The sequence below is a fragment of the Streptomyces lanatus genome, from assembly GCF_014655715.1.
GTDB lineage: Bacteria > Actinomycetota > Actinomycetes > Streptomycetales > Streptomycetaceae > Streptomyces > Streptomyces lanatus.
In genome coordinates this window covers 186,255-205,427 of the sequence record NZ_BNBM01000013.1, presented here as the reverse complement: position 1 = coordinate 205,427, position 19,173 = coordinate 186,255, and the positions used below count along the sequence as shown (strand labels likewise).

Below are 19,173 nucleotides of genomic sequence, written 5' to 3'. Positions count from 1 at the left end.
GCAACTGAGGGTCTTTAACGGAGGCGCTTTCTCGCCGATCGATACCGGGGACGGTACCCGGGGCGTCTTCCGCGGAGGATCACATGCGAACCACTCGAACCCTGGCGGCCCTCGCCACCGCGGTAGCCGCCCTCGGCCTGGCCACCCCCGTGGCCACGGCACGCGACGGCATGCCCGTCGGCCCGAGCAACATCGTCGCCCTGCCCAGCGTCATCGCCCGCGGCGGGCAGCTGACCATCACCGTCGACGGCTGCCACCGCGGCGGCACCGCGACCTCGGACGCGTTCCGGCCCACGACGCTCAGCCCCGTCGGCGGCAGCACGGCCAAGGGCACCGCGACGATCGACCGGAAGGCGCGTCCCGGCTCGCACAGCATCACGGTCCACTGCACCGGCTCCAGCCGGCCCCTGACGCATCCGAACGCCTTCTCGGTCATCGGCGGCGTCCGCGGCGGCCTGGGCGGCAGCACCTCCACCGGGGCGACCCCGACCGACATGGCCATCGGAGGAGGGCTGATCGCGGCGGCCGTCATCGGCGGCGGCGTGTTCTGGATGCGTCGGCGGGCCGAGAAGCGGATCTGACCCGCTGCCCATGAAGCACGACCGACGACTCCGAGGAACGCAGAGCTTCGCCCCGGATCCCCCTCACGGGACCGGGGCGAAGCTCTGCGCAGGAAAGAAGGCGGACGGCGGCGCGTCAGGCCGCGCCGTCCTCGTCGGCACGGGGCCGGGAGAGACGGTGCGTCGTCCCGAGCACGGCCGTGATCAGCACGGCCCCCAGGCCGATCTCCTTCAGATCCAGCCCGGCGAAGCTGCCGCCCTCACCGGCGTGCACCCCACGCTGCGGGACATCGGGCCGGTCCGGACGATCCGGTCCGCCGCCGGCGATCGTGAGGTCGACGCTCTGCCAGAAGGTGCCGCAGTAGAACGACACCTCGTACACGGCACCGGGCCTGGCGTCCCGGTCGACCCTGGCCCGGGCCGTCGTCCGCCCCCGGGGGATGGTGACCGTGTCGAAGACCCCCGAGGAGACGGTCACGCTCTGCTCGCAGCCCGTCGCCCGCAGCCGGACCAGCCCGCCGGGCGGGACGGTGGTGGGCCGGACGGTGGCCCAGAAACCGGAGTTGTCGCCCTGCGCCTGGGCGGCCGGAGCAGTCACGGCGAGGGCGCCCACGCCCAGCAGGGCCGCGGTGGCGACGCGTATCGCGCGCATGGTGTTCCTCCAGGTCCCCGAGGAGCAATCGCGGAGCTCTTCCGCTTGCGCCTGACGGCTGCGCCAGAAATGCACCTCGATGACCGAAACGCTAGGAAGGTGCGCACCCCTGCGCGATCGGTGTCGTACGAACGGGTCAACCGTGTGGGCCACCCAGGGGACGGGAGTTCCCGCGTCCCCCGGGTGAGGCCCCGTCAGCCCTTGAGGTGCGGGAAGAGCGCGTAGAACGGCTCGGTCGACGCCGTCACCCCGCGGCTGTACGGATCGTCGAAGTCCCAGATCAGGAACAGCAGGAAGGCGATCAGCGCGGAGAACAGCCCGGCGAGGATCAGCTCGCGGGCCGTGCGCCGGATCTGCAGGGCGAACACCATCCCGATGGTGACGACACCGCCGGCCAGCAGCCCGAACCACACCACGCCCGGCATGGTGTCGCCGGTCGAGTTCGCCCGGGCGTTGCGCGCCTGGTCGGCCGCGGTCACCTGGTCGAGCAGCGGCTGGTAGGCCTGTGCCTGGAAGTCCGACTTGGGCTCGTAGTCGGTGACGTCCTCACGTACGCGCTGCAGGAGCTCGGCGCCGCGCTCGGTGACCGCGCCGTGCTTGGACATGTGATTCCACTCCTTGCTGACGACGTGTCCGACATAGGCGTTGACATCGTCCCGAATACGGTCGCGCGCGTCGGCCGGATAGACCCGGACCCGCTCCGAGACCTCGTGCAGGGCGACGGCCTCCGCCTGGACATGGTCCTGGGCGGCACTGCGCGCCTCCCACACCCCGGCGATGGCCAGGCCCAGCACGATGGCGTAGACCACGCCGATCCACATCGTCATGTACTCGATGACGTCAGGGGTCTCCGAGGGATCCTCGTCCTCGGCGGCCGTGCGATGCCGAACGAGGGTGATGACGACCACGACGGAGCACGCGGCCAGCATCGCGAGGGTGAGAACAAGCCATTCCGGCAAGAGGGGCCTCCAGGATCAGCGTGGACGGAGCGCGGCGACGGCGGCGATGGCGGGCGCCGCGATCAGCAGGACGAAGGTCAGGGGTGACGGGGCGTCGTGCGCCGCCCGTCGGTGCGTTGTGGCGCGGTAGTGCGGGTAGTGCACGGGGGATGCGGACGGGCTCGGGGTGGGGCTGGCCGACGGCTTGGGCTTGGGCTTCGGGGTGGGAGTCGGCGTAGGGGGCGGGGTGGGCGCCGGGCGGGGCGGCGCGGGCTCGGGAGCCGGCCGGGCCGGGGGCGGTGGGGGCGGGGGAGGCGGTGGCTCGGGTTTCGGGGTGTGGGTGGTCTTCGGCGGTGGCGAGGTCGGTGTCGGGTCCGGTGAGGGGGTCGGGGTGGGCGTCGGCGTAGGGGTGGGGGTCGGTGTCGGTGGCGGGCACTGCGGAGGGGTCGGCCAGGTGGCGTTTCCGGCGATCGCGACCACCGCAGCGCCGTCCGGCCCGGTGTCGGCGTACGCGCAGACATCGGCCGTGGCCGCACCGGCGGGTGCCGCGACCAGCAGCCACGTCAGCGTGGCCACCGCCAACACCCTTGCGGTGAGCGTGGGTTGGATCGGTTCGAGTCCATACACGCCGAAGATCTTGGGGGCATTTCGTGCAGTAGCGGGCCAAAGCGCGAGCGGAGCTACCCAAAGGGGTGATTGATGACGCCCGATGGGTTTGATCGGGCCGTACGCACCTGACTCCGGCGTCGCACGACCGTGCGATTCACAGGTTCCGGAAAGAAATTGGTGCGCTCGTTGAACACGACAGTGGCGTTCGCCCGTACCTCTTGTCGTGCGGCGGCGCAGCAGGGCGCTGCAACACCCTTGTGATGATCGGGGAGTTGACGATGAAGACCTCGTGGCGGAGCGCCTCGCTCGTGGTGAGCGCCGTTGCAGTGGCGGCGCTGACGACGGCATGCGGTTCGGAAACCGCCCCGCCGGCGAGCAGCCAGAACGTGGGTGCCACGGCCGCGGCCGGCGACTACGGGAACGGAGCGAGCCTCGGTTCCGGTTACGACGCGGGCGCGGCGGGCGAGGAGAACGCCGCCACGCCGTCCAAGGGCGCCGGAGCCGGTGAGCTGGCCGTGGCGACCAATGAGGAACTGGGCGAGATGCTGACCGACAGCGCCGGGATGACTCTCTACCGCTTCGACAAGGACACCGCCGACCCGGCCAAGTCCAACTGTGACGGCGACTGCGCGGCCAAGTGGCCGCCGGTCTCCGCGGACGACGCCACCGCTGGCGAAGGCATCGACAAGGCGCTGCTCGGCTCGGTCACCCGGTCCGACGGCTCCAAGCAGCTGACGGTCGACGGCTGGCCCGCGTACCACTACGCGAAGGACACCAAGGCCGGCGACGTCAACGGCCAGGGTGTCGGCGGCACTTGGTACGCGCTCGCCCCCAACGGCAAGAAGGCGCAGGGCGGCGCCGGGGCCGAGGCCGGTGACCTGCCGGGCCTGTCCACCCGCAAGGACCCCGAGCTCGGCGAGATCGTCATCGACAAGAACGGCCACACGGTCTACCGCTTCATGAAGGACTCGCCCTGGCCGATGAAGACCGCGTGCCTCAATGACTGCCTGGAGAAGTGGCCGGTCATCGAGCCGGTCGACGCCGCGGACACCAAGGGCATCGACCTGAAGGGCTCCGGTCCCCGCGGCCAGGGCTACGTCGTCTTCGACCGGCCCGACGGAATCAAGCAGCAGACCATCGACTGCGTGCCGATCTACACCTTCGCCGGTGACAAGAAGCCCGGCGACACCAACGGTCAGGGCGTCGGCGGTACTTGGTACGCCATCCGCCCCGACGGCAAGCCGGTCGGCGCGTCGGAGAAGTAGAGATCACACCTCCCCAGGGTTGATCGCCTCACCCAGCCGAGCAGCACCACGGAAGGGAGGGATGACAACGCGAGAGTGCCGGACGAACGGACGGCGCGCCGACCCACCGGTCCACCCCCTGAAGCTCCAGGCGCAGGGGGTGCACCGGTTTGCCTGCATTGACCTGCTTTTCGTAGCGGGCGGGTGAGGCGTCAACACGGCACGTGCCACTGGCAGTGACCGGGAACGGATGGTCAATTTCCGTTTCCGCTCGCTCCTTTGGCGGGCGATCAGTAGCCTCAGCTCGAACACCGGATCGCCTACGCCTTGGAGAGATAGATGGAGCGTCCCGCCTGGGCCCCCCGGAGCATCGACATCTCGGTGCCCAGCGTCTCGCGGATCTACGACTATTACCTGGGCGGTTCGCACAACTTCGAGGTCGACCGGGACGCGGCCCGCAAGGCCATGGACTTCATGCCGGGCCTCCCCAAGATCATGCAGGCCAACCGGGCGTTCATGCGCCGCGCGGTGCGCTTCGCGGCCGACGAGGGCATCACCCAGTTCCTCGACATCGGCTCCGGCATCCCGACGTTCGGCAATGTCCACGAGGTGGCCCAGGCGGCAAGCCCCGGCGCACGCGTGGTGTACGTCGACCACGACCCGGTCGCCGTCGCCCACAGCCAGGCGGTCCTCGCGGGCAACGACGACGCGGACATCGTCGCCGCGGACCTCCGCAAGCCCCAGGACATCCTGGCCAGTTCCGAGATCGAGCGGCTGATCGACCTGAACCGGCCAGTGGCGCTGCTCCTCGTTGCCATACTGCACTTCGTGGAAGACGAGGACGAACCCTACGAGGCGGTGGCCCAGCTGCGCGAGGCGCTCGCGCCGGGCAGCCTGCTGGTGCTCACGCATGCCTCGTACGAGGGAATCCCGCTGCCCGAGGAGCGGGCCAAGGGCACGGTCGACGTATACAAGGACATTCGCAACCCGCTGATCATGCGCTCGCGCGACCACATCGCGCGGTTCTTCGAGGGGTACGACATGGTGGAACCCGGACTGGTGCCGATGCCGCTCTGGCGGCCCGACACCACATCGGAGGACGAGGATCCGTGGGCCTTCTCCGGGTTCGCCGGCGTGGGGCGTACGGCGTGAGGGCGGGGCCGGACGGGCCGGAGGACAGACTGCGCCGGTTCGCGACGATCTGGAGCCGGGCGGTCTTCCCGGTGACCTCGACGTCGTCGACCCGGCCGGAGTTCGAGGACCAACTGCTGCCGCTCGCCCGCCGGTTGAGCGAGGCACTCAGGGCCAGGACCTTCGACGCGAACGAGGGCAGGGCGGTCGGCGCCGCCCTGGTCGCCGCGCACTGCACCGACCCCGAGGCGCTCAGCCGCTCACTGGACTGCGTCGACGCCTACCTCGTGCTGTACTGCGGCGACGGCGGTGACCAGGAGAACCTCCGGGCCCGCTCGGCACGCCTCCAGCACGCCATGGCCGCCGGGTTCGCCCAGGCGCTGCGCGCGCGGACACTGGCCGAGCAGGAGGCGATCTCCGCGGCCGCCCTCAAGGCGCAGGGCGTGGTCGCCCAGGCGCTGCACGCCACCGAGGCCCGGTTCCGCGCGGTGTTCGAAGGCGCGGCCATAGGAATCGGCATCGCCGACCTCGACGGCAACATCATCCAGGTCAACGGCGCCCTGCTGCGGATGTTCGGCAGCTCCGAGAAGGCGCTGCGCACCCGCAACGTCCAGGAGTGGACCCACCCCGAGGACGCACCGCAGACCTGGAAGCTCTACGACGAGCTCGTCCGCGGCGAGCGCGAGCACTACCACGTCGAAAAGGCCTTCTACCGGCCCGACGGAACGGTCCTGTGGACCAACCTCACGGTCTCCCTGCTGCGCGACGCCGACGGCGAACCCCAGTACCAGCTGGCCCTGATGGAGGACACCACCGAGCGCCGGCTGCTCAATCTGCGGCTGCGCTACGAGGCCACCCACGACGCGCTCACCGGCCTGCCCAACCGCACCTTCTTCTTCGAGCGCCTGGAGAAGGCACTGGGCGCCGGGGAAGGCCAGCGGTTCGGGCTGTGCTACCTCGACCTGGACGGCTTCAAGACCGTCAACGACAGCCTCGGCCACGCGGCCGGCGACCGGCTGCTCGTCGAGGTCGCCGACCGCCTGCAGTCCTGCGCCACCGCGCCCGGCGAGATGGTCGCCCGCCTCGGCGGCGACGAGTTCGTGGCGCTGACCACAGGACCCGACACCGAGCGCGAGGTCGACGAACTCGCCGCCCGCATCATGAACGTCCTGGTCGCCCCGATCAGCGTCGACGGCCGTGAGCTGACCGTGCGCGGCAGCATCGGCATCGTCGAGGGCCCGGCCGGGGAACGCGGCCCGGCGGAGGTGCTGCGCAGCGCCGACATCACCATGTACCGGGCCAAGTCGGCTGGCGGCAACCGCTTCGAGCTGGCCGACCCGGAGGCCGACGCCCGCGCCATCACCCGGCACGGACTGACCACGGCACTGCCGACGGCCCTGGACCGGGGCGAGTTCTTCATCGAGTACCAGCCCCTGGTCCATCTCGGCGACGGCAGCGTGCGCGGCGCCGAGGCCCTGGTGCGCTGGCTGCATCCGCAGCACGGCGTCCTCGGCCCGGACCGGTTCATCCCGCTCGCCGAGCACACCGGGCTGATCGTGCCGCTCGGCCGCTGGGTCCTGGAGCAGTCGGTGCGCCAGGCCCGCGAGTGGCGAGAACGCTACGACGACGCCGGGCCCTTCCGCATCAACGTCAACCTCTCGCCGTGCCAGCTCACCCACCCCGGGCTCGTCCAGGACACGGTCGACATCCTGGAGCGCACGGGCATGGCACCCGACGCCCTCTGCCTGGAGGTCACCGAGTCGGCCCTCATCGGCGCCGACGACGACCTGCTCAAGCCGCTGCGCCGGCTGGCCGAGATGGGTGTCGACATCGCCCTGGACGACTTCGGCACCGGCTACTCCAACCTCGCCAATCTGCGCCGGCTGCCGGTGAGCATCCTCAAGCTGGACCGCTCCTTCACCCAGAGCATGCAGCAGTTCCCGGCCGACCCCGTCGACCTCAAGATCGTCGAGGGCATCGTCTCCCTGGCCCACGGCCTGGACCTCTCGGTGACGGTGGAGGGCGTGGAGACCGGCGCCCAGGCCGAGCAGCTGCGGATCCTCGGCTGTGACACGGCCCAGGGCTGGTACTACGCCCGCCCGGGCCCGCCGGAGCGGCTGCACGAGCTGGCGCTGGTGGACGCGACGGGCTGAGGGAGGGCTGGGGCGTACCAGGTGGAGCCGTGGGCCGGACGGGCCGCCGCCGTATAGCGTGAGGCCATGCCCGAACGGCCGATCGACCTGGATCTGCGTAAGCTGCGCTACTTCGTGGCCGTCGCGGAGCGCCGGCACTTCGGCCGGGCCGCCGTCGCCCTGCACGTCACCCAGCCGGCGCTGTCCCGGCAGGTGCGGCAGCTGGAGCACGAGCTGCGGGTCGACCTGTTCACCCGCAGCACGCGCGAGGTCACGCTCACCCCGGCCGGCGAACAGTTCCTGCGCGACGCCAAGGCACTGCTCGCCGCCTCGGAGGCCGCCCAGGAACGGGCCCGGCGCATCGGCTCCGGGGACAACGCGCTGATCGTCGGCTTCATGCTCGGCACGGACGTCGGCCTCGCCCTGAACGCGTTCTCCGCCCGGTTCCCCCGCGTGTCCATCGAGCTGGTCCGGCTGCGCTGGTGGAGCCAGGCGAGGGCCCTGCTGGAAGGCTCCGTCGACGTCGGGTTCGTACGGCCGCCCCTGGAGGCCGACGGGGTCGACCTGCTGCCGCTCTACCCCGAGCACATCGCCGCCGTCCTGCCCGTCGACCATCCCCGGGCCCGCGACGCCAAGGTCGCCCTCGCCGCCCTGACCGGCGAACCCGTCCTGGAGTACGCGGAGGCGGCCGAGGCCTGGTCGGCCGTCTGGAACGCCGATCCGCGCCCCGACGGCACCCGGCCCGGCCACGGCCCCGCCTTCCACGACATGGAGGAACTCCTCGGCTACGTCCGCGGCGGCCGCGGCATCGCCTTCGTGCCGTCCTCCGTCGCGGCGGCGTTCCCGAGGTCCGACATCGCCTACGTCCCGGTCGCCGACGTACCTCCGGGGCAGGTCTCCCTGGCCTGGAACGCCGCACGCCCCTCCCACCTCGTGACGAACTTCGTCGAGACGCTACGGGCCCACGGCACGCGCTAGACCTGCGCCGATGCCGCCTGGGCATCAATCGGGCCGCAACCGGCATTGGACGGGACCAAGGCGGGCTCACAGACTCGGAAGTGCCGGGAATTCACCGGCGTACCGAATCCCCGATCCCCCCTTGGAGCCCGCGATGCGTGCAGCCGTCGCCACCGGAGCGAACCTCCCGCTCACCCTCGACACCCTCGACATCCCCCAGCCCGCCGCCGGCGAGGTCCTCGTCAAGGTCACCACCTGCGGCGTCTGCTTCTCCGACCTGAACCTGCTGCGCGGCCACTACCCCTTCGCCCGGTACCCCGTCGTCCCCGGCCACGAGATCACCGGAGTGGTGACCGCCGTCGGCGAGGGCGTGACCTTCCCGGAGGTCGGCACGGTGGTGGGCGGCCAGTTCCTGTACGACTCCTGCGGGCACTGCGACTACTGCGTGCGCGGCGACCAGATCCTGTGCCCCCGCAAGCGCATCACCGGCATCGTGGCCGACGGCGGATACGCCGAGTACGCCCTGCTCAAGGCCGGTTTCGTCACCCCGCTGCCGGACGGCCTCGACCCCGTGGCCGCGGCACCGCTGATGTGCGCGGGGCTCACCGCCTTCAACGGTCTGCGGCAGGGTGGCGTGAAGGCCGGTTCCCGGGTCGCCGTCGTCGGCCTGGGCGGAGTCGGCGCCCTGGCCGCGCGCTACGCCGTCGCCATGGGCGCCCGTGTCGCCGTGGTGGGCCGCTCCCGGCGCGGCGAGGACCAGGCGAAGGCGCTGGGCGCCGAACTGTTCGTCGCCACCGACGAGTCCGACCCGGCCGACGCCCTCAAGGCCTGGGACGGTGGCGCCAACCTGGTGCTGAACGCCGCCCCGTCCACCGCCGCGGCCACCGCCACCCTGGGCGGCATCGCCCCCGACGGCACCCTGCTGCTCCTCGGCTACGGCTCCGAGCCGCTCACCCTGCCCACGCAGCCCATGATCCTCAACCGGCTGCACGTGGCCGCGTCCCCGTCCGGCTCCCCGCACGACCTGCGCGACACCCTCGCCTTCTCGGCGGCCCACGGCATCCTGCCCGAGGTCACGCCCATCGGCCTGGACCAGGCGCCTTCCGCACTCGACGCCATGGCCGACGGCACCGCCCACGGCCGCAGCGTGATCACCTTCGCCTGACTTTCCCCCAAGGAGTTCCGCCATGCCCTACGTCGCCCTCGTCACCGGTGCCTCCAGCGGCTTCGGCGCCCTGACCGCCCGCGCCCTCGCCGACGCCGGCCACACCGTCTACGCCGGCATACGCCAGACCACCGGCCGCAACGCCCCGGCCGTCGCCGACGCCCAGTCCTACGCCGCCGAGCACGGAGTCGACCTGCGCACCGTCGAACTCGACGTCTCCAGCCAGGAGTCCGTGGACGCCGCGGTCGCCGAGGTGGGCCGGATCGATGTCGTCGTGCACAACGCCGGGCACATGGTGCTCGGCCCGACGGAGTCCTTCACCCCCGAGCAGATCGCCGAGATCTACGACACCAACGTGCTGTCGACGCAGCGCGTCAACCGGGCCGTCCTGCCGCAGATGCGGGACCGCCGCGACGGCCTGCTGCTGTGGGTCGGCTCCTCCAGCACCTACGGCGGCACCCCGCCCTACCTCGGCCCCTACTTCGCCGCCAAGTCGGCCATGGACCACCTCGCCAAGAGCTACGCCGTCGAGCTGACCCGCTTCGGCATCGACACGGCCCTCGTGGTCCCCGGCTCCTTCACCTCCGGCACCAACCACTTCGCCCACGCCATGCACCCCGCCGACACGGGCACGGCTCAGGCGTACGACGCCTTCTACGCCGGTCTGATGGACGACGTCGGCAAGGCCCTCGCCGCCCTGGCACCGGCCGACGCCGACGTGCGGGAGGTCGCCGACGCCATCGTGCGCATCGTCGACACCCCGAAGGGCGAGCGGCCGTTCCGCACCACCATCGACCCGGCGAACGACGGCTCGGAGCGGGTCAGCGACCTCGCCGACGCCGTGCGCGCCGACTTCTACGAGCGCATCGGCATGCCGGACCTGCTGACCCCGCGCTCCTGACGCTCACCGCTCGAGCAGCATCCGCTGCAACTCCCGCGCGGCCCGCGGCGGCGCCACATCGCTGCGGTGGGCCAGCGCGATCGTCCGGTACAGACCGGGCCGGGCCAGCGGGGTGACCCGCAGCCCCCGGCCCGACCTGGCCGCCACCATGCGCGGTACGACGGCCACCCCGAGGCCCGCCCGCACGAACCCCAGCACCGCGTCCATCTCCCCGCCCTCCACCGCGAAGTCCGGCTCGAAGCCCTCGGCACGGCACGCGGCCACGGTCAGTTCCCGCAGGTCGTAGCCGTGCCGGAACATCACAAGACGCTCGCCCTCCAGATCGGCGACGCGCACGCTGCGCCGGCCGCCGCCGGGGTGGGGAGCCTCGGGGGAGGAGACCACGACCAGGTCCTCCCTCAGCAGCTCCACCGTGGTCAGCGCGGGGGAGGGCGTCGGCAGCGGAAGCACGACCAGGGCCAGGTCCAGGGCGCCGCGGGCGAGCTGTCGTACGAGATCGTGCGAGCCGCCCTCCTCGATCAGCAGCTGGATACCGGGATAGCGGTCGTGGAAGGCGCGCAGCACGTCCGGGAGCAGGCCCGTGCACAGGCTCGGCGTCGCACCCAGGCGGACCCGGCCCCGGCGCAGCTGCACCAGCTCCAGCACCTCGTGGCGGGCGGTGTCCGCGTCGGCCAGGATGCGCCGGGCCAGCGGCAGCAGGGCCTCCCCGGCATCCGTGAGCGAGATGTTGCCGCGCGCCCGTAGGAACAGGTCCGCGCCCAACTCCCGCTCCAGCGCCTTGATCTGCTGCGACAGCGAGGGCTGCGCGACATGCACGAGATCGGCGGCCCGGGTGAAGTGCCGGGTCTCGGCGACCGCCACGAAGTACTGGAGCTGCTGGAACTGCATACAGGCATCATAGGCACCGACTATCGAAACGAGCCGGACCATGTCTTGGACCGATAGGGCCGTTCGGCCCTAGCGTCCTGTTCCATGGCTCTGGCAACGCGGACGGATCGACGGCCGTCCATGGCACGCACGGTGTGGGACTCCACCGTCGGCAAGAAGACCGTGATGGCGGTCAGCGGACTGATCATGCTGGCGTACCTGGTCGTCCATATGATCGGCAACCTGAAGATCTACTTCGGGGCGGGCGAGTTCAACCACTACGCCCACTGGCTGCGCACCATCGGCGAGCCCTTCATGCACTACGAGTGGACGCTCTGGCTCGTCCGGATCGTGCTGGTCGTCGCCGTCGTCGCACACGCCACCTCGGCGTACCAGCTCAGCCGCCGCGACATCAGGGCGCGGCCCAGCAAGTACGTGCACAAGAAGCCGCGCGCCTCCTACGCCACGCGCACCATGCGCTGGGGCGGCATCATCCTCGGCCTGTTCATCGTCTGGCACATCCTCGACCTGACGACCGGCACCGTGCATTCCGGCGGCTTCCAGGAGGGCCATCCGTACCAGAACGTCGTGGACACCTTCTCCACCTGGTACGGCAACGTCATCTACATCGTCGCGATGCTCGCGCTCGGCCTGCACATACGGCACGGCTTCTGGAGCGCCGCCCAGACCCTCGGCGCCGGCAGCCGCACCCGCGACCGCGCCCTGAAAGCCACGGCCGACATCCTCGCGCTGCTGCTCACGGTCGGTTTCATCGCCGTACCCGTGGGCGTCATGACCGGATTGGTGAGCTGACATGTCTACCTACGCCGAGTACACGGCCGGTGAACCGGTCCTCGACACCAAAGCCCCTGCCGGCCCCGTCAACGAGCGCTGGGACACCCGTCGTTTCGAGGCCAAGCTCGTCAACCCCGCCAACCGGCGCAAGCACACGGTGATCGTGGTCGGCACCGGCCTGGCCGGCGGCTCCGCCGGGGCCACCCTCGCCGAACAGGGCTACCACGTCGTCCAGTTCTGCTACCAGGACTCCCCGCGGCGCGCCCACTCCATCGCCGCACAGGGCGGCATCAACGCGGCGAAGAACTACCGCAACGACGGCGACTCGGTCCACCGCCTCTTCTACGACACCGTCAAGGGCGGCGACTTCCGCGCGCGGGAGTCCAATGTGCACCGGCTGGCGCAGATCTCCGTCGAGATCATCGACCAGTGCGTGGCACAGGGCGTGCCCTTCGCGCGGGAGTACGGCGGTTTGCTGGACACGCGGTCCTTCGGCGGCGTCCAGGTGTCGCGGACGTTCTACGCCCGCGGTCAGACGGGCCAGCAACTGCTGCTGGGCGCCTATCAGGCGCTGAGCCGACAGATCGCTGCGGGCAACGTCGAGATGCACCCCCGTACCGAGATGCTCGACCTGATCGTCATCGACGGGAAGGCGCGCGGCATCGTGGCCCGGGATCTCATCACCGGCCGCATCGACACGTACTTCGCGGACGCCGTCGTACTCGCCAGCGGCGGCTACGGCAACGTCTTCTACCTGTCGACGAACGCCATGAACTCCAACGCCACCGCGATCTGGCGGGCGCACCGGCGCGGCGCCTACTTCGCCAACCCCTGTTTCACCCAGATCCACCCGACGTGCATCCCGCGCACCGGCGACCACCAGTCCAAGCTGACGCTGATGAGCGAGTCGCTGCGCAACGACGGCCGGATCTGGGTGCCGAAGGCCAGGGGCGACGACCGCCCGGCGAACAAGATCCCCGAGAACGAGCGCGACTACTACCTGGAGCGCATCTACCCGTCCTTCGGCAACCTCGTGCCCCGCGACATCGCCTCCCGCGCCGCGAAGAACGTCTGCGACGAGGGGCGGGGGGTCGGTCCCGGCGGGCAGGGCGTGTACCTCGACTTCACCGATGCCATCAAGCGGATGGGGCGCAAGGCCGTCGAGGCCAAGTACGGCAACCTCTTCGACATGTACCAGCGGATCACCGACGAGGATCCGTACGAGGTGCCGATGCGGATCTACCCCGCCGTGCACTACACGATGGGCGGACTGTGGGTCGACTACGACCTCCAGACCACCGTCCCCGGTCTGTTCGCCATCGGTGAGGCCAACTTCTCCGACCACGGCGCGAACCGGCTCGGCGCGTCGGCGCTCATGCAGGGCCTGGCCGACGGCTACTTCGTGCTCCCGGCCACCATCAACGACTACCTCGCCCGCAACCCGCACCACGAGGCCGTCACCGAGGGACACCCCGCGGTCCAGGAGGTGCTGGCCGAGACCGAGGACCGGCTCAATCTCCTGCTGGCCGTGGACGGCGACCGTACGCCGGACTCCTTCCACCGTGAACTCGGCGAGCTGATGTGGGAGTTCTGCGGCATGGCCCGCACCGACACCGGGCTGCGCAAGGCCCTGGAGCGGATCCCGCAGATCCGGGAGGAGTTCTGGCGGCGGATCAAGGTCCCGGGCACCGGTGAGGAGTTCAACCAGTCGCTGGAGAAGGCCAATCGCGTCGTCGACTATCTGGAGCTCGCCGAGCTGATGTGCCTCGACGCGCTGCACCGCTCCGAGTCCTGCGGCGGCCACTTCCGCGAGGAGTCGCAGACGCCGGACGGCGAGGCGGCCCGCAAGGACGACGAGTTCGGCTACGCGGCGGCCTGGGAGTTCACCGACACGGGTACCGCACCCGTGCTGCACAAGGAAGACCTGGTCTTCGAGTACGTCCACCCCACCCAGCGGAGCTACGCATGAAGCTCACCCTGCGCGTCTGGCGGCAGAAGAACGCCGACGCCGAAGGCACCATGTCCACGTACGAGGTGGACGGCATCTCGGCCGACATGTCCTTCCTGGAGATGCTCGACACCCTCAACGAGGAGCTCATCCTGCGGGGTGAGGACCCCGTGGCCTTCGACCACGACTGCCGTGAGGGCATCTGCGGCGCCTGCTCGCTCGTCATCAACGGCGATGCGCACGGGCCCGAGCGGACGACGACCTGCCAGTTGCACATGCGGTCCTTCAAGGACGGCGACACGATCGACATCGAGCCGTGGCGGGCATCGGCCTTCCCGGTCATCAAGGACCTCGTCGTGGACCGGTCGGCCTTCGACCGGATCATCCAGGCCGGCGGCTACATCACGGCCCCGACGGGCGCGGCACCCGAGGCGCATGCCACGCCGGTGCCGAAGCCGGACGCCGACCTCGCCTTCGAGCACGCCGAGTGCATCGGGTGCGGGGCGTGTGTCGCGGCCTGCCCCAACGGGGCGGCGATGCTGTTCACCTCCGCCAAGATCAACCATCTGAACGTGCTTCCGCAGGGCGCGCCCGAACGCGAGACACGGGTCCTCGACATGGTGGCGCAGATGGACGACGAGGGCTTCGGCGGCTGCACCCTCACCGGCGAATGCGCCACCGCCTGCCCGAAGGGCATCCCGCTGATGTCCATCACGAGCATGAACAAGGAGTGGCTGCGGGCCACGCGGAAGGTGAAGCGGTAGACCGACAGACGTTCGCCGTAAGGTGCGGACGGGCGGGGTCGGGAGGTGCTCCCCGGCCCCGTCTCGCCTTTTCCGCGCCACCCAGATGAACGGCACCGGACCCTCCGGCTGACCGGACGGGCACCGGAATGTGGACGACCGGTACCGGCCCGTGCCGTTCAACATCCGCACATCCGCGCTCCTGGCACAGGTCACGCGTACGCCAACCGGCATAGGAAGAACAGGGGCGGCACATCGCACCGCTCGCAATGTCTCCGCTCGCCGTCCCCGGCCCGTGACCAGGAGTAAGCCATGACCGGCGTACTGACCGTCGACCGTCCCCCGCAGCCCACGGCACCCACCCGTTACACCGTGGGCCTCGCCCGCAACGAAGAGGACGTGCGCGCCGCCCAGCGGCTGCGACACGACGTCTTCGCGGGCGAGATGGGGGCCCTGCTGACCACCCCGCAGCCGGGTCACGACATCGACGCCTTCGACGCGTACTGCGACCACCTGCTCGTCCGTGAGGAAGTGTCCGGACAGGTCGTCGGCACCTACCGGCTGCTGCCCCCGGAGCGGGCCGCGGTCGCGGGCCGACTCTACTCGGAGGGCGAGTTCGACCTCAGCCGGATCGACTCCCTGCGTCCGAATCTGGTCGAGGTCGGCCGCTCCTGCGTCCACCCCGACCACCGCGACGGCGCCGTGATCAGCCTGATCTGGGCCGGAATCGCCCGCTACATGGTCGACCGCGGCCACGAGTGGCTGGCGGGCTGCTGCTCGATCCCGCTGGCCGACGGCGGCACCCTCGCCGCCGCGACCTGGGACCGGGTCCAGGCCAAGCACCTCGCTCCCGAGGAGTACCGGGTACGGCCGCTGCGGCCCTGGCAGCCTACGGCGCCCGTCCCCGCCACCCGCATCGAACTCCCGGCCCTGCTGCGCGGGTACCTCCGCCTCGGCGCCTTCGTCTGCGGCGAGGCCGCGCACGACCCGGAGTTCGGGGTCGCCGACCTGTATGTGCTGCTGTCGATGCGCCGGGTGAACCCGCGCTATCTGCGGCACTTCCTCTCCCTCGTCCCGGCGTGACGGACGTGGCGGCCATGAGCACGTCCGTCACGGCGGGTCACGCTCCCGACAAGGGAGACCTCTGGCGGCCCAGCGCCCCCTGCTCCCCGCGGACCTGCGTCGACCGGGCGGAATCGGCCAGGGCCATACCCCTGGCCGCCGTCCGGATCGTGGCGGTCCTGTTCCTGCTGCTCCTCGGGTTCGCGGCGATGCCGCTCGGTGGGCGCGTCCCCGCCGGGCTCGTCCGGAGCTGGTGCCGCTGGGTCGTACGGACCGCGGGGGTCCGGGTACGGGTCGACGGTGGCGCGGCACCGGACGGCGGGGTGCTGCTCGTCGCCAACCACGTCTCCTGGCTGGACATCCCGCTGCTCGCCGCGGTGCGCCCGGCCCGGATGCTCGCCAAGTCGGAGATCCGGGACTGGCCGGTCGCGGGGTGGCTGACCGCGCGCAGCGGCGCCCTGTTCATCGACCGCGACCGGATCCGCGCCCTGCCCGAGATGGTGGCCCGGATCGCCGGGGCGCTACGGGCGGGGGAGGCGGTGGCCGTCTTCCCCGAGGGCAGCACCTGGTGCGGCCGTGCCAACGGCCAGTTCCGCCGGGCCGCCTTCCAGGCCGCCCTCGATGCGGGCGCCCCGGTGCAGCCGGTACGGCTGAACTACTGGAGCACGGCGGCCGCGTTCGTCGGCGACGACTCACTGCTGGCGTCGGTGTGGCGGGTGGCGAGGGCGCGCGAACTGGTCGCGGAGGTGGAGGTGTTGGAGCCGATCACGCCGGACGGCCGGGCGGACCGACGGTCGCTTGCGCGGGCCGCGGAGATGGCGGTGCTGGTCGGGGTGGAGGAGGCACAGGAGGCCCGGGTCTCTGGTCCGCCGCGCGTCCTGCCGCTCCCGGTGCCGGCCGTGCCTGTCTCGGCGGCCGGGTCTGGCCATGCGGCACCCGCTGTGCCCGTCCCGGCGCCCGGCTCCGGTCACCCGACACCCGCGGTGCCCCGCACGGCACGACCAGGGCGCGTCACGGCATGACCCGCGCGAGATAGCGCGCCGTAGCGCTGCCCGCCGCGTGGGCCACCCGAGCGGGCGGACCCGCCGCCACGATGTGTCCGCCCGCGTCACCGCCGCCCGGCCCCAGGTCGATCACCCAGTCCGCGCCCGCGACGACGGACATGTCGTGCTCGACCACGACGACGGTGTGCCCGGCGTCCACGAGGCCGTGCAGCTGGCGCAGCAGCACCTCGACGTCGGCCGGGTGGAGACCGGTGGTCGGCTCGTCGAGCAGGTAGAGGGTGTGGCCGCGACGGCCGCGCTGCAGCTCGCTCGCCAGCTTGATGCGCTGGGCCTCGCCACCGGACAGCTCGGTGGCGGGCTGGCCGAGGCGCAGGTAGCCGAGGCCCACGTCCAGGAGAGTCGCGAGACTGCGGGCCACCGGCGCGGTGTCCGCGAAGAACTCCGCCGCACTCTCCACCGTCAGGTCCAGGACCTGCGCGATGTTCCGCCCCCGGTACGTCACTTGGAGCGTCTCGGGGTTGTAGCGCGCCCCGCCGCAGTCCGGGCACGGTGCGTAGGTGCTCGGCAGGAACAGCAGCTCGACGCTGACGAACCCCTCGCCCTGACAGGTCTCGCAACGCCCTCCCCCAGAGGGGGTACCCCCAGCGACATTGAAGGAGAAGCGCCCGACGCCGTAACCACGCTCCCGAGCCTCGTCGGTGGCCGCGAACACCTTGCGCACGACGTCGAAGAGGCCGGTGTAGGTGGCGAGATTCGAGCGCGGGGTGCGCCCGATCGGCTTCTGGTCGACCGAGACCAGGCGCCCCACGCCGGTGAGTTCCTCGGTGATCTCGCCGATGAGCGTGGACTTCCCCGAGCCGGACACCCCGGTGACGGCAGTGAAGACACCGAGGGGGAACTCGGCCGTCACCCCGTGAAGGTTGTGCCGGGTGACCGGGCCGACCTTCAACTGGCCAGCGGGGGTGCGCACTTGGCGTACGGCGGCAGGCGAGCCGTCGAACAGGAAGCGTGCCGTCGCCGACTCCGCGATCGACGCCAGCTCCGCCACCGGCCCGCTGTGCAGCACCCGCCCGCCGTGCTCACCGGCCCGCGGCCCCACGTCCACCAGCCAGTCGGCCCCGCGCATCACGTCGAGGTGGTGCTCGACCACGAACACCGAGTTCCCGGCGGCCTTGAGCCGCGCCAGCACCCGCAGCAGCGCCTCCGTGTCCGCAGGGTGCAGTCCCGCGGACGGCTCGTCGAGGACGTACACCACACCGAACAGCCCGGACCTGAGCTGGGTGGCGAGCCGCAGGCGTTGCAGTTCGCCCGCAGAGAGGGTCGGCGTGGCCCGGTCCAGGCTGAGGTAGCCGAGGCCCAGCTCCATGACGGGCCCGATACGGGACGTGAGGTCCTCGGTCAGGACACGGGCCGTCTCCGACGCCGCCGAACCGTCCACCACACCCGCCAGCTCCGTGACCGGCAGCGCCGCCAGCTCCGCGATCGTCCGGCCCGCGAAAGTCACCGCCAGCGCCTCGGGCCGCAGCCTGCTGCCGCCGCACGCCGGGCAGGGCGCGGCGGCCAGGAACCGTTCCGCCCTGGCGCGCAGGGACGGGCTCTTGGAGTCGGAGAACGTCTTCATCACATACCGCCGGGCGCTCATGTACGTGCCCTGGTACGGCCGTTGGATACGGTCGGCGTCGCGCACCGGGTGCACGGTGACGACCGGCTGCTCGTCGGTGAAGAGGATCCACTCCCGCTCGCCGGCCGGGAGGTCGCGCCAGGGCCGGTCCACGTCGTGGCCGAGCGCGTCGAGGATGTCCCGCAGGTTCTTGCCCTGCCAGGCGCCGGGCCAGGCGGCGATCGCGCCCTCCCGGATCGACAGCGCCGGGTCGGGGACCAGCAACTCCTCGGTCGTACGGTGCACCTGGCCGAGTCCGTGACACTCCGGGCACGCCCCGGCCGCCGTGTTCGGCGAGAAGGCGTCCGAGTCGAGCCGCGCCGCGCCCGGCGGGTAGTCACCGGCCCGGGAGTACAGCATCCGCAGCGAGTTGGAGAGGTTGGTGACCGTGCCCACGGAGGAGCGGGACGTCGGCGCCGAGCGGCGCTGCTGGAGGGAGACCGCGGGCGGCAGGCCGGTGATCTCGCCGACCTTCGGCGCGCCGACCTGGTGGATCAGCCGGCGGGCGTACGGCGCGACCGACTCGAAGTAGCGGCGCTGGGCCTCGGCGTAGATCGTGCCGAAGGCGAGCGACGACTTGCCCGACCCGGACACCCCCGTGAACACGGCCAGCACATCGCGCGGAATGTCGACGTCCACGCCCTGGAGGTTGTGCTCACGGGCGCCACGGACACGGACGTACGGGTCGTGCGAGGAGTACATAAGGACCGGATTGTATGCGAACCAGGCGCACGTCTGTCCGAGCCACCTGATGTTCATGGAGCCGTCGGCTCACCCACACCGGCTGCCCTTACCGTCTCGCCAG

General features: G+C 71.3%; 17 protein-coding genes. 12 read left to right on the top strand and 5 right to left on the bottom strand.

Annotation, left to right across the window (positions count from 1 at the left end):
- Window positions 1-83: 83 nt before the first annotated feature.
- The gene (locus IE325_RS30230) at window positions 84-581 is read left to right on the top strand and encodes a hypothetical protein (RefSeq protein WP_190073267.1); all 498 of its coding nucleotides are present in this window, start codon (window positions 84-86) and stop codon (window positions 579-581) included.
- Between the two features lie 115 nt (window positions 582-696).
- On the opposite strand, the gene IE325_RS30225 is transcribed toward IE325_RS30230, so the two are convergent.
- The 3 genes from IE325_RS30225 to IE325_RS30215 all read right to left on the bottom strand — a co-directional run bounded on the left by IE325_RS30225 (window position 697) and on the right by IE325_RS30215 (window position 2,726).
- A complete protein-coding gene (locus IE325_RS30225) occupies window positions 697-1,212 on the bottom strand; it encodes a hypothetical protein (RefSeq protein ID WP_190073266.1) in 516 nt (171 codons plus the stop codon).
- 194 nt (window positions 1,213-1,406) lie between these two features.
- Complete coding sequence (locus tag IE325_RS30220) at window positions 1,407-2,171, bottom strand: bestrophin-like domain (protein ID WP_190073265.1); 765 nt, start codon at window positions 2,169-2,171, stop codon at window positions 1,407-1,409.
- Window positions 2,172-2,186: 15 nt separating this feature from the next.
- On the bottom strand, window positions 2,187-2,726 hold the full coding sequence (locus IE325_RS30215; protein ID WP_190073358.1) for a hypothetical protein: 540 nt from the start codon (window positions 2,724-2,726) through the stop codon (window positions 2,187-2,189).
- A gap of 311 nt (window positions 2,727-3,037) precedes the next feature.
- Here IE325_RS30215 and IE325_RS30210 point away from each other — a divergent pair, with 311 nt between their 5' ends.
- The 6 genes from IE325_RS30210 to IE325_RS30185 all read left to right on the top strand — a co-directional run bounded on the left by IE325_RS30210 (window position 3,038) and on the right by IE325_RS30185 (window position 10,289).
- Complete coding sequence (locus tag IE325_RS30210) at window positions 3,038-4,024, top strand: SCO0930 family lipoprotein (protein ID WP_190073264.1); 987 nt, start codon at window positions 3,038-3,040, stop codon at window positions 4,022-4,024.
- Window positions 4,025-4,342: 318 nt separating this feature from the next.
- On the top strand, window positions 4,343-5,155 hold the full coding sequence (locus IE325_RS30205; protein ID WP_190073263.1) for an SAM-dependent methyltransferase: 813 nt from the start codon (window positions 4,343-4,345) through the stop codon (window positions 5,153-5,155).
- Window positions 5,152-7,287 carry a putative bifunctional diguanylate cyclase/phosphodiesterase gene (locus IE325_RS30200; RefSeq protein WP_190073262.1) on the top strand — a complete coding sequence of 712 codons (2,136 nt, stop codon included), beginning with the start codon at window positions 5,152-5,154 and terminating at the stop codon, window positions 7,285-7,287. The genes IE325_RS30205 and IE325_RS30200 overlap by 4 nt, the downstream gene beginning before the upstream one ends.
- 66 nt (window positions 7,288-7,353) lie before the next feature.
- A complete protein-coding gene (locus IE325_RS30195; protein WP_190073261.1) occupies window positions 7,354-8,244 on the top strand; it encodes a LysR family transcriptional regulator in 891 nt (296 codons plus the stop codon).
- 133 nt (window positions 8,245-8,377) lie between these two features.
- Window positions 8,378-9,388, top strand: a complete 1,011-nt coding sequence (locus tag IE325_RS30190; RefSeq protein WP_190073260.1) for an alcohol dehydrogenase catalytic domain-containing protein — start codon at window positions 8,378-8,380, stop codon at window positions 9,386-9,388.
- 22 nt (window positions 9,389-9,410) lie between these two features.
- Window positions 9,411-10,289 carry an SDR family oxidoreductase gene (locus IE325_RS30185; protein WP_190073259.1) on the top strand — a complete coding sequence of 293 codons (879 nt, stop codon included), beginning with the start codon at window positions 9,411-9,413 and terminating at the stop codon, window positions 10,287-10,289.
- Between the two features lie 3 nt (window positions 10,290-10,292).
- On the opposite strand, the gene IE325_RS30180 is transcribed toward IE325_RS30185, so the two are convergent.
- Entirely contained in the window at window positions 10,293-11,177 is an 885-nt protein-coding gene (locus IE325_RS30180) for a LysR family transcriptional regulator (protein ID WP_190073258.1), read from the bottom strand.
- Window positions 11,178-11,297: 120 nt separating this feature from the next.
- Between IE325_RS30180 and IE325_RS30175 the strand changes: the two genes are divergently transcribed.
- The 5 genes from IE325_RS30175 (at window position 11,298) to IE325_RS30155 (ending at window position 16,726) form a co-directional block, all read left to right on the top strand.
- Window positions 11,298-11,969 carry a succinate dehydrogenase gene (locus tag IE325_RS30175; protein ID WP_190073257.1) on the top strand — a complete coding sequence of 224 codons (672 nt, stop codon included), beginning with the start codon at window positions 11,298-11,300 and terminating at the stop codon, window positions 11,967-11,969.
- A gap of 1 nt (window position 11,970) precedes the next feature.
- Entirely contained in the window at window positions 11,971-13,920 is a 1,950-nt protein-coding gene (locus tag IE325_RS30170; RefSeq protein WP_190073256.1) for a fumarate reductase/succinate dehydrogenase flavoprotein subunit, read from the top strand.
- The gene (locus tag IE325_RS30165) at window positions 13,917-14,663 is read left to right on the top strand and encodes a succinate dehydrogenase/fumarate reductase iron-sulfur subunit (RefSeq protein WP_190073255.1); all 747 of its coding nucleotides are present in this window, start codon (window positions 13,917-13,919) and stop codon (window positions 14,661-14,663) included. The genes IE325_RS30170 and IE325_RS30165 overlap by 4 nt, the downstream gene beginning before the upstream one ends.
- Window positions 14,664-14,954: 291 nt before the next feature.
- Window positions 14,955-15,725 carry a GNAT family N-acetyltransferase gene (locus IE325_RS30160; RefSeq protein WP_190073254.1) on the top strand — a complete coding sequence of 257 codons (771 nt, stop codon included), beginning with the start codon at window positions 14,955-14,957 and terminating at the stop codon, window positions 15,723-15,725.
- A 14-nt stretch (window positions 15,726-15,739) separates the two neighbouring features.
- Window positions 15,740-16,726 (top strand): lysophospholipid acyltransferase family protein, encoded by a 987-nt coding sequence (locus IE325_RS30155; RefSeq protein WP_190073253.1) that lies wholly within the window; start codon window positions 15,740-15,742, stop codon window positions 16,724-16,726.
- Here the strand turns inward: IE325_RS30155 and IE325_RS30150 are convergent.
- Window positions 16,716-19,070: an ATP-binding cassette domain-containing protein gene (locus IE325_RS30150; RefSeq protein ID WP_190073252.1), complete on the bottom strand. Its 2,355-nt coding sequence runs from the start codon at window positions 19,068-19,070 to the stop codon at window positions 16,716-16,718. The two genes, IE325_RS30155 and IE325_RS30150, sit on opposite strands and share 11 nt — an antisense overlap.
- Window positions 19,071-19,173 lie beyond the last annotated feature (103 nt).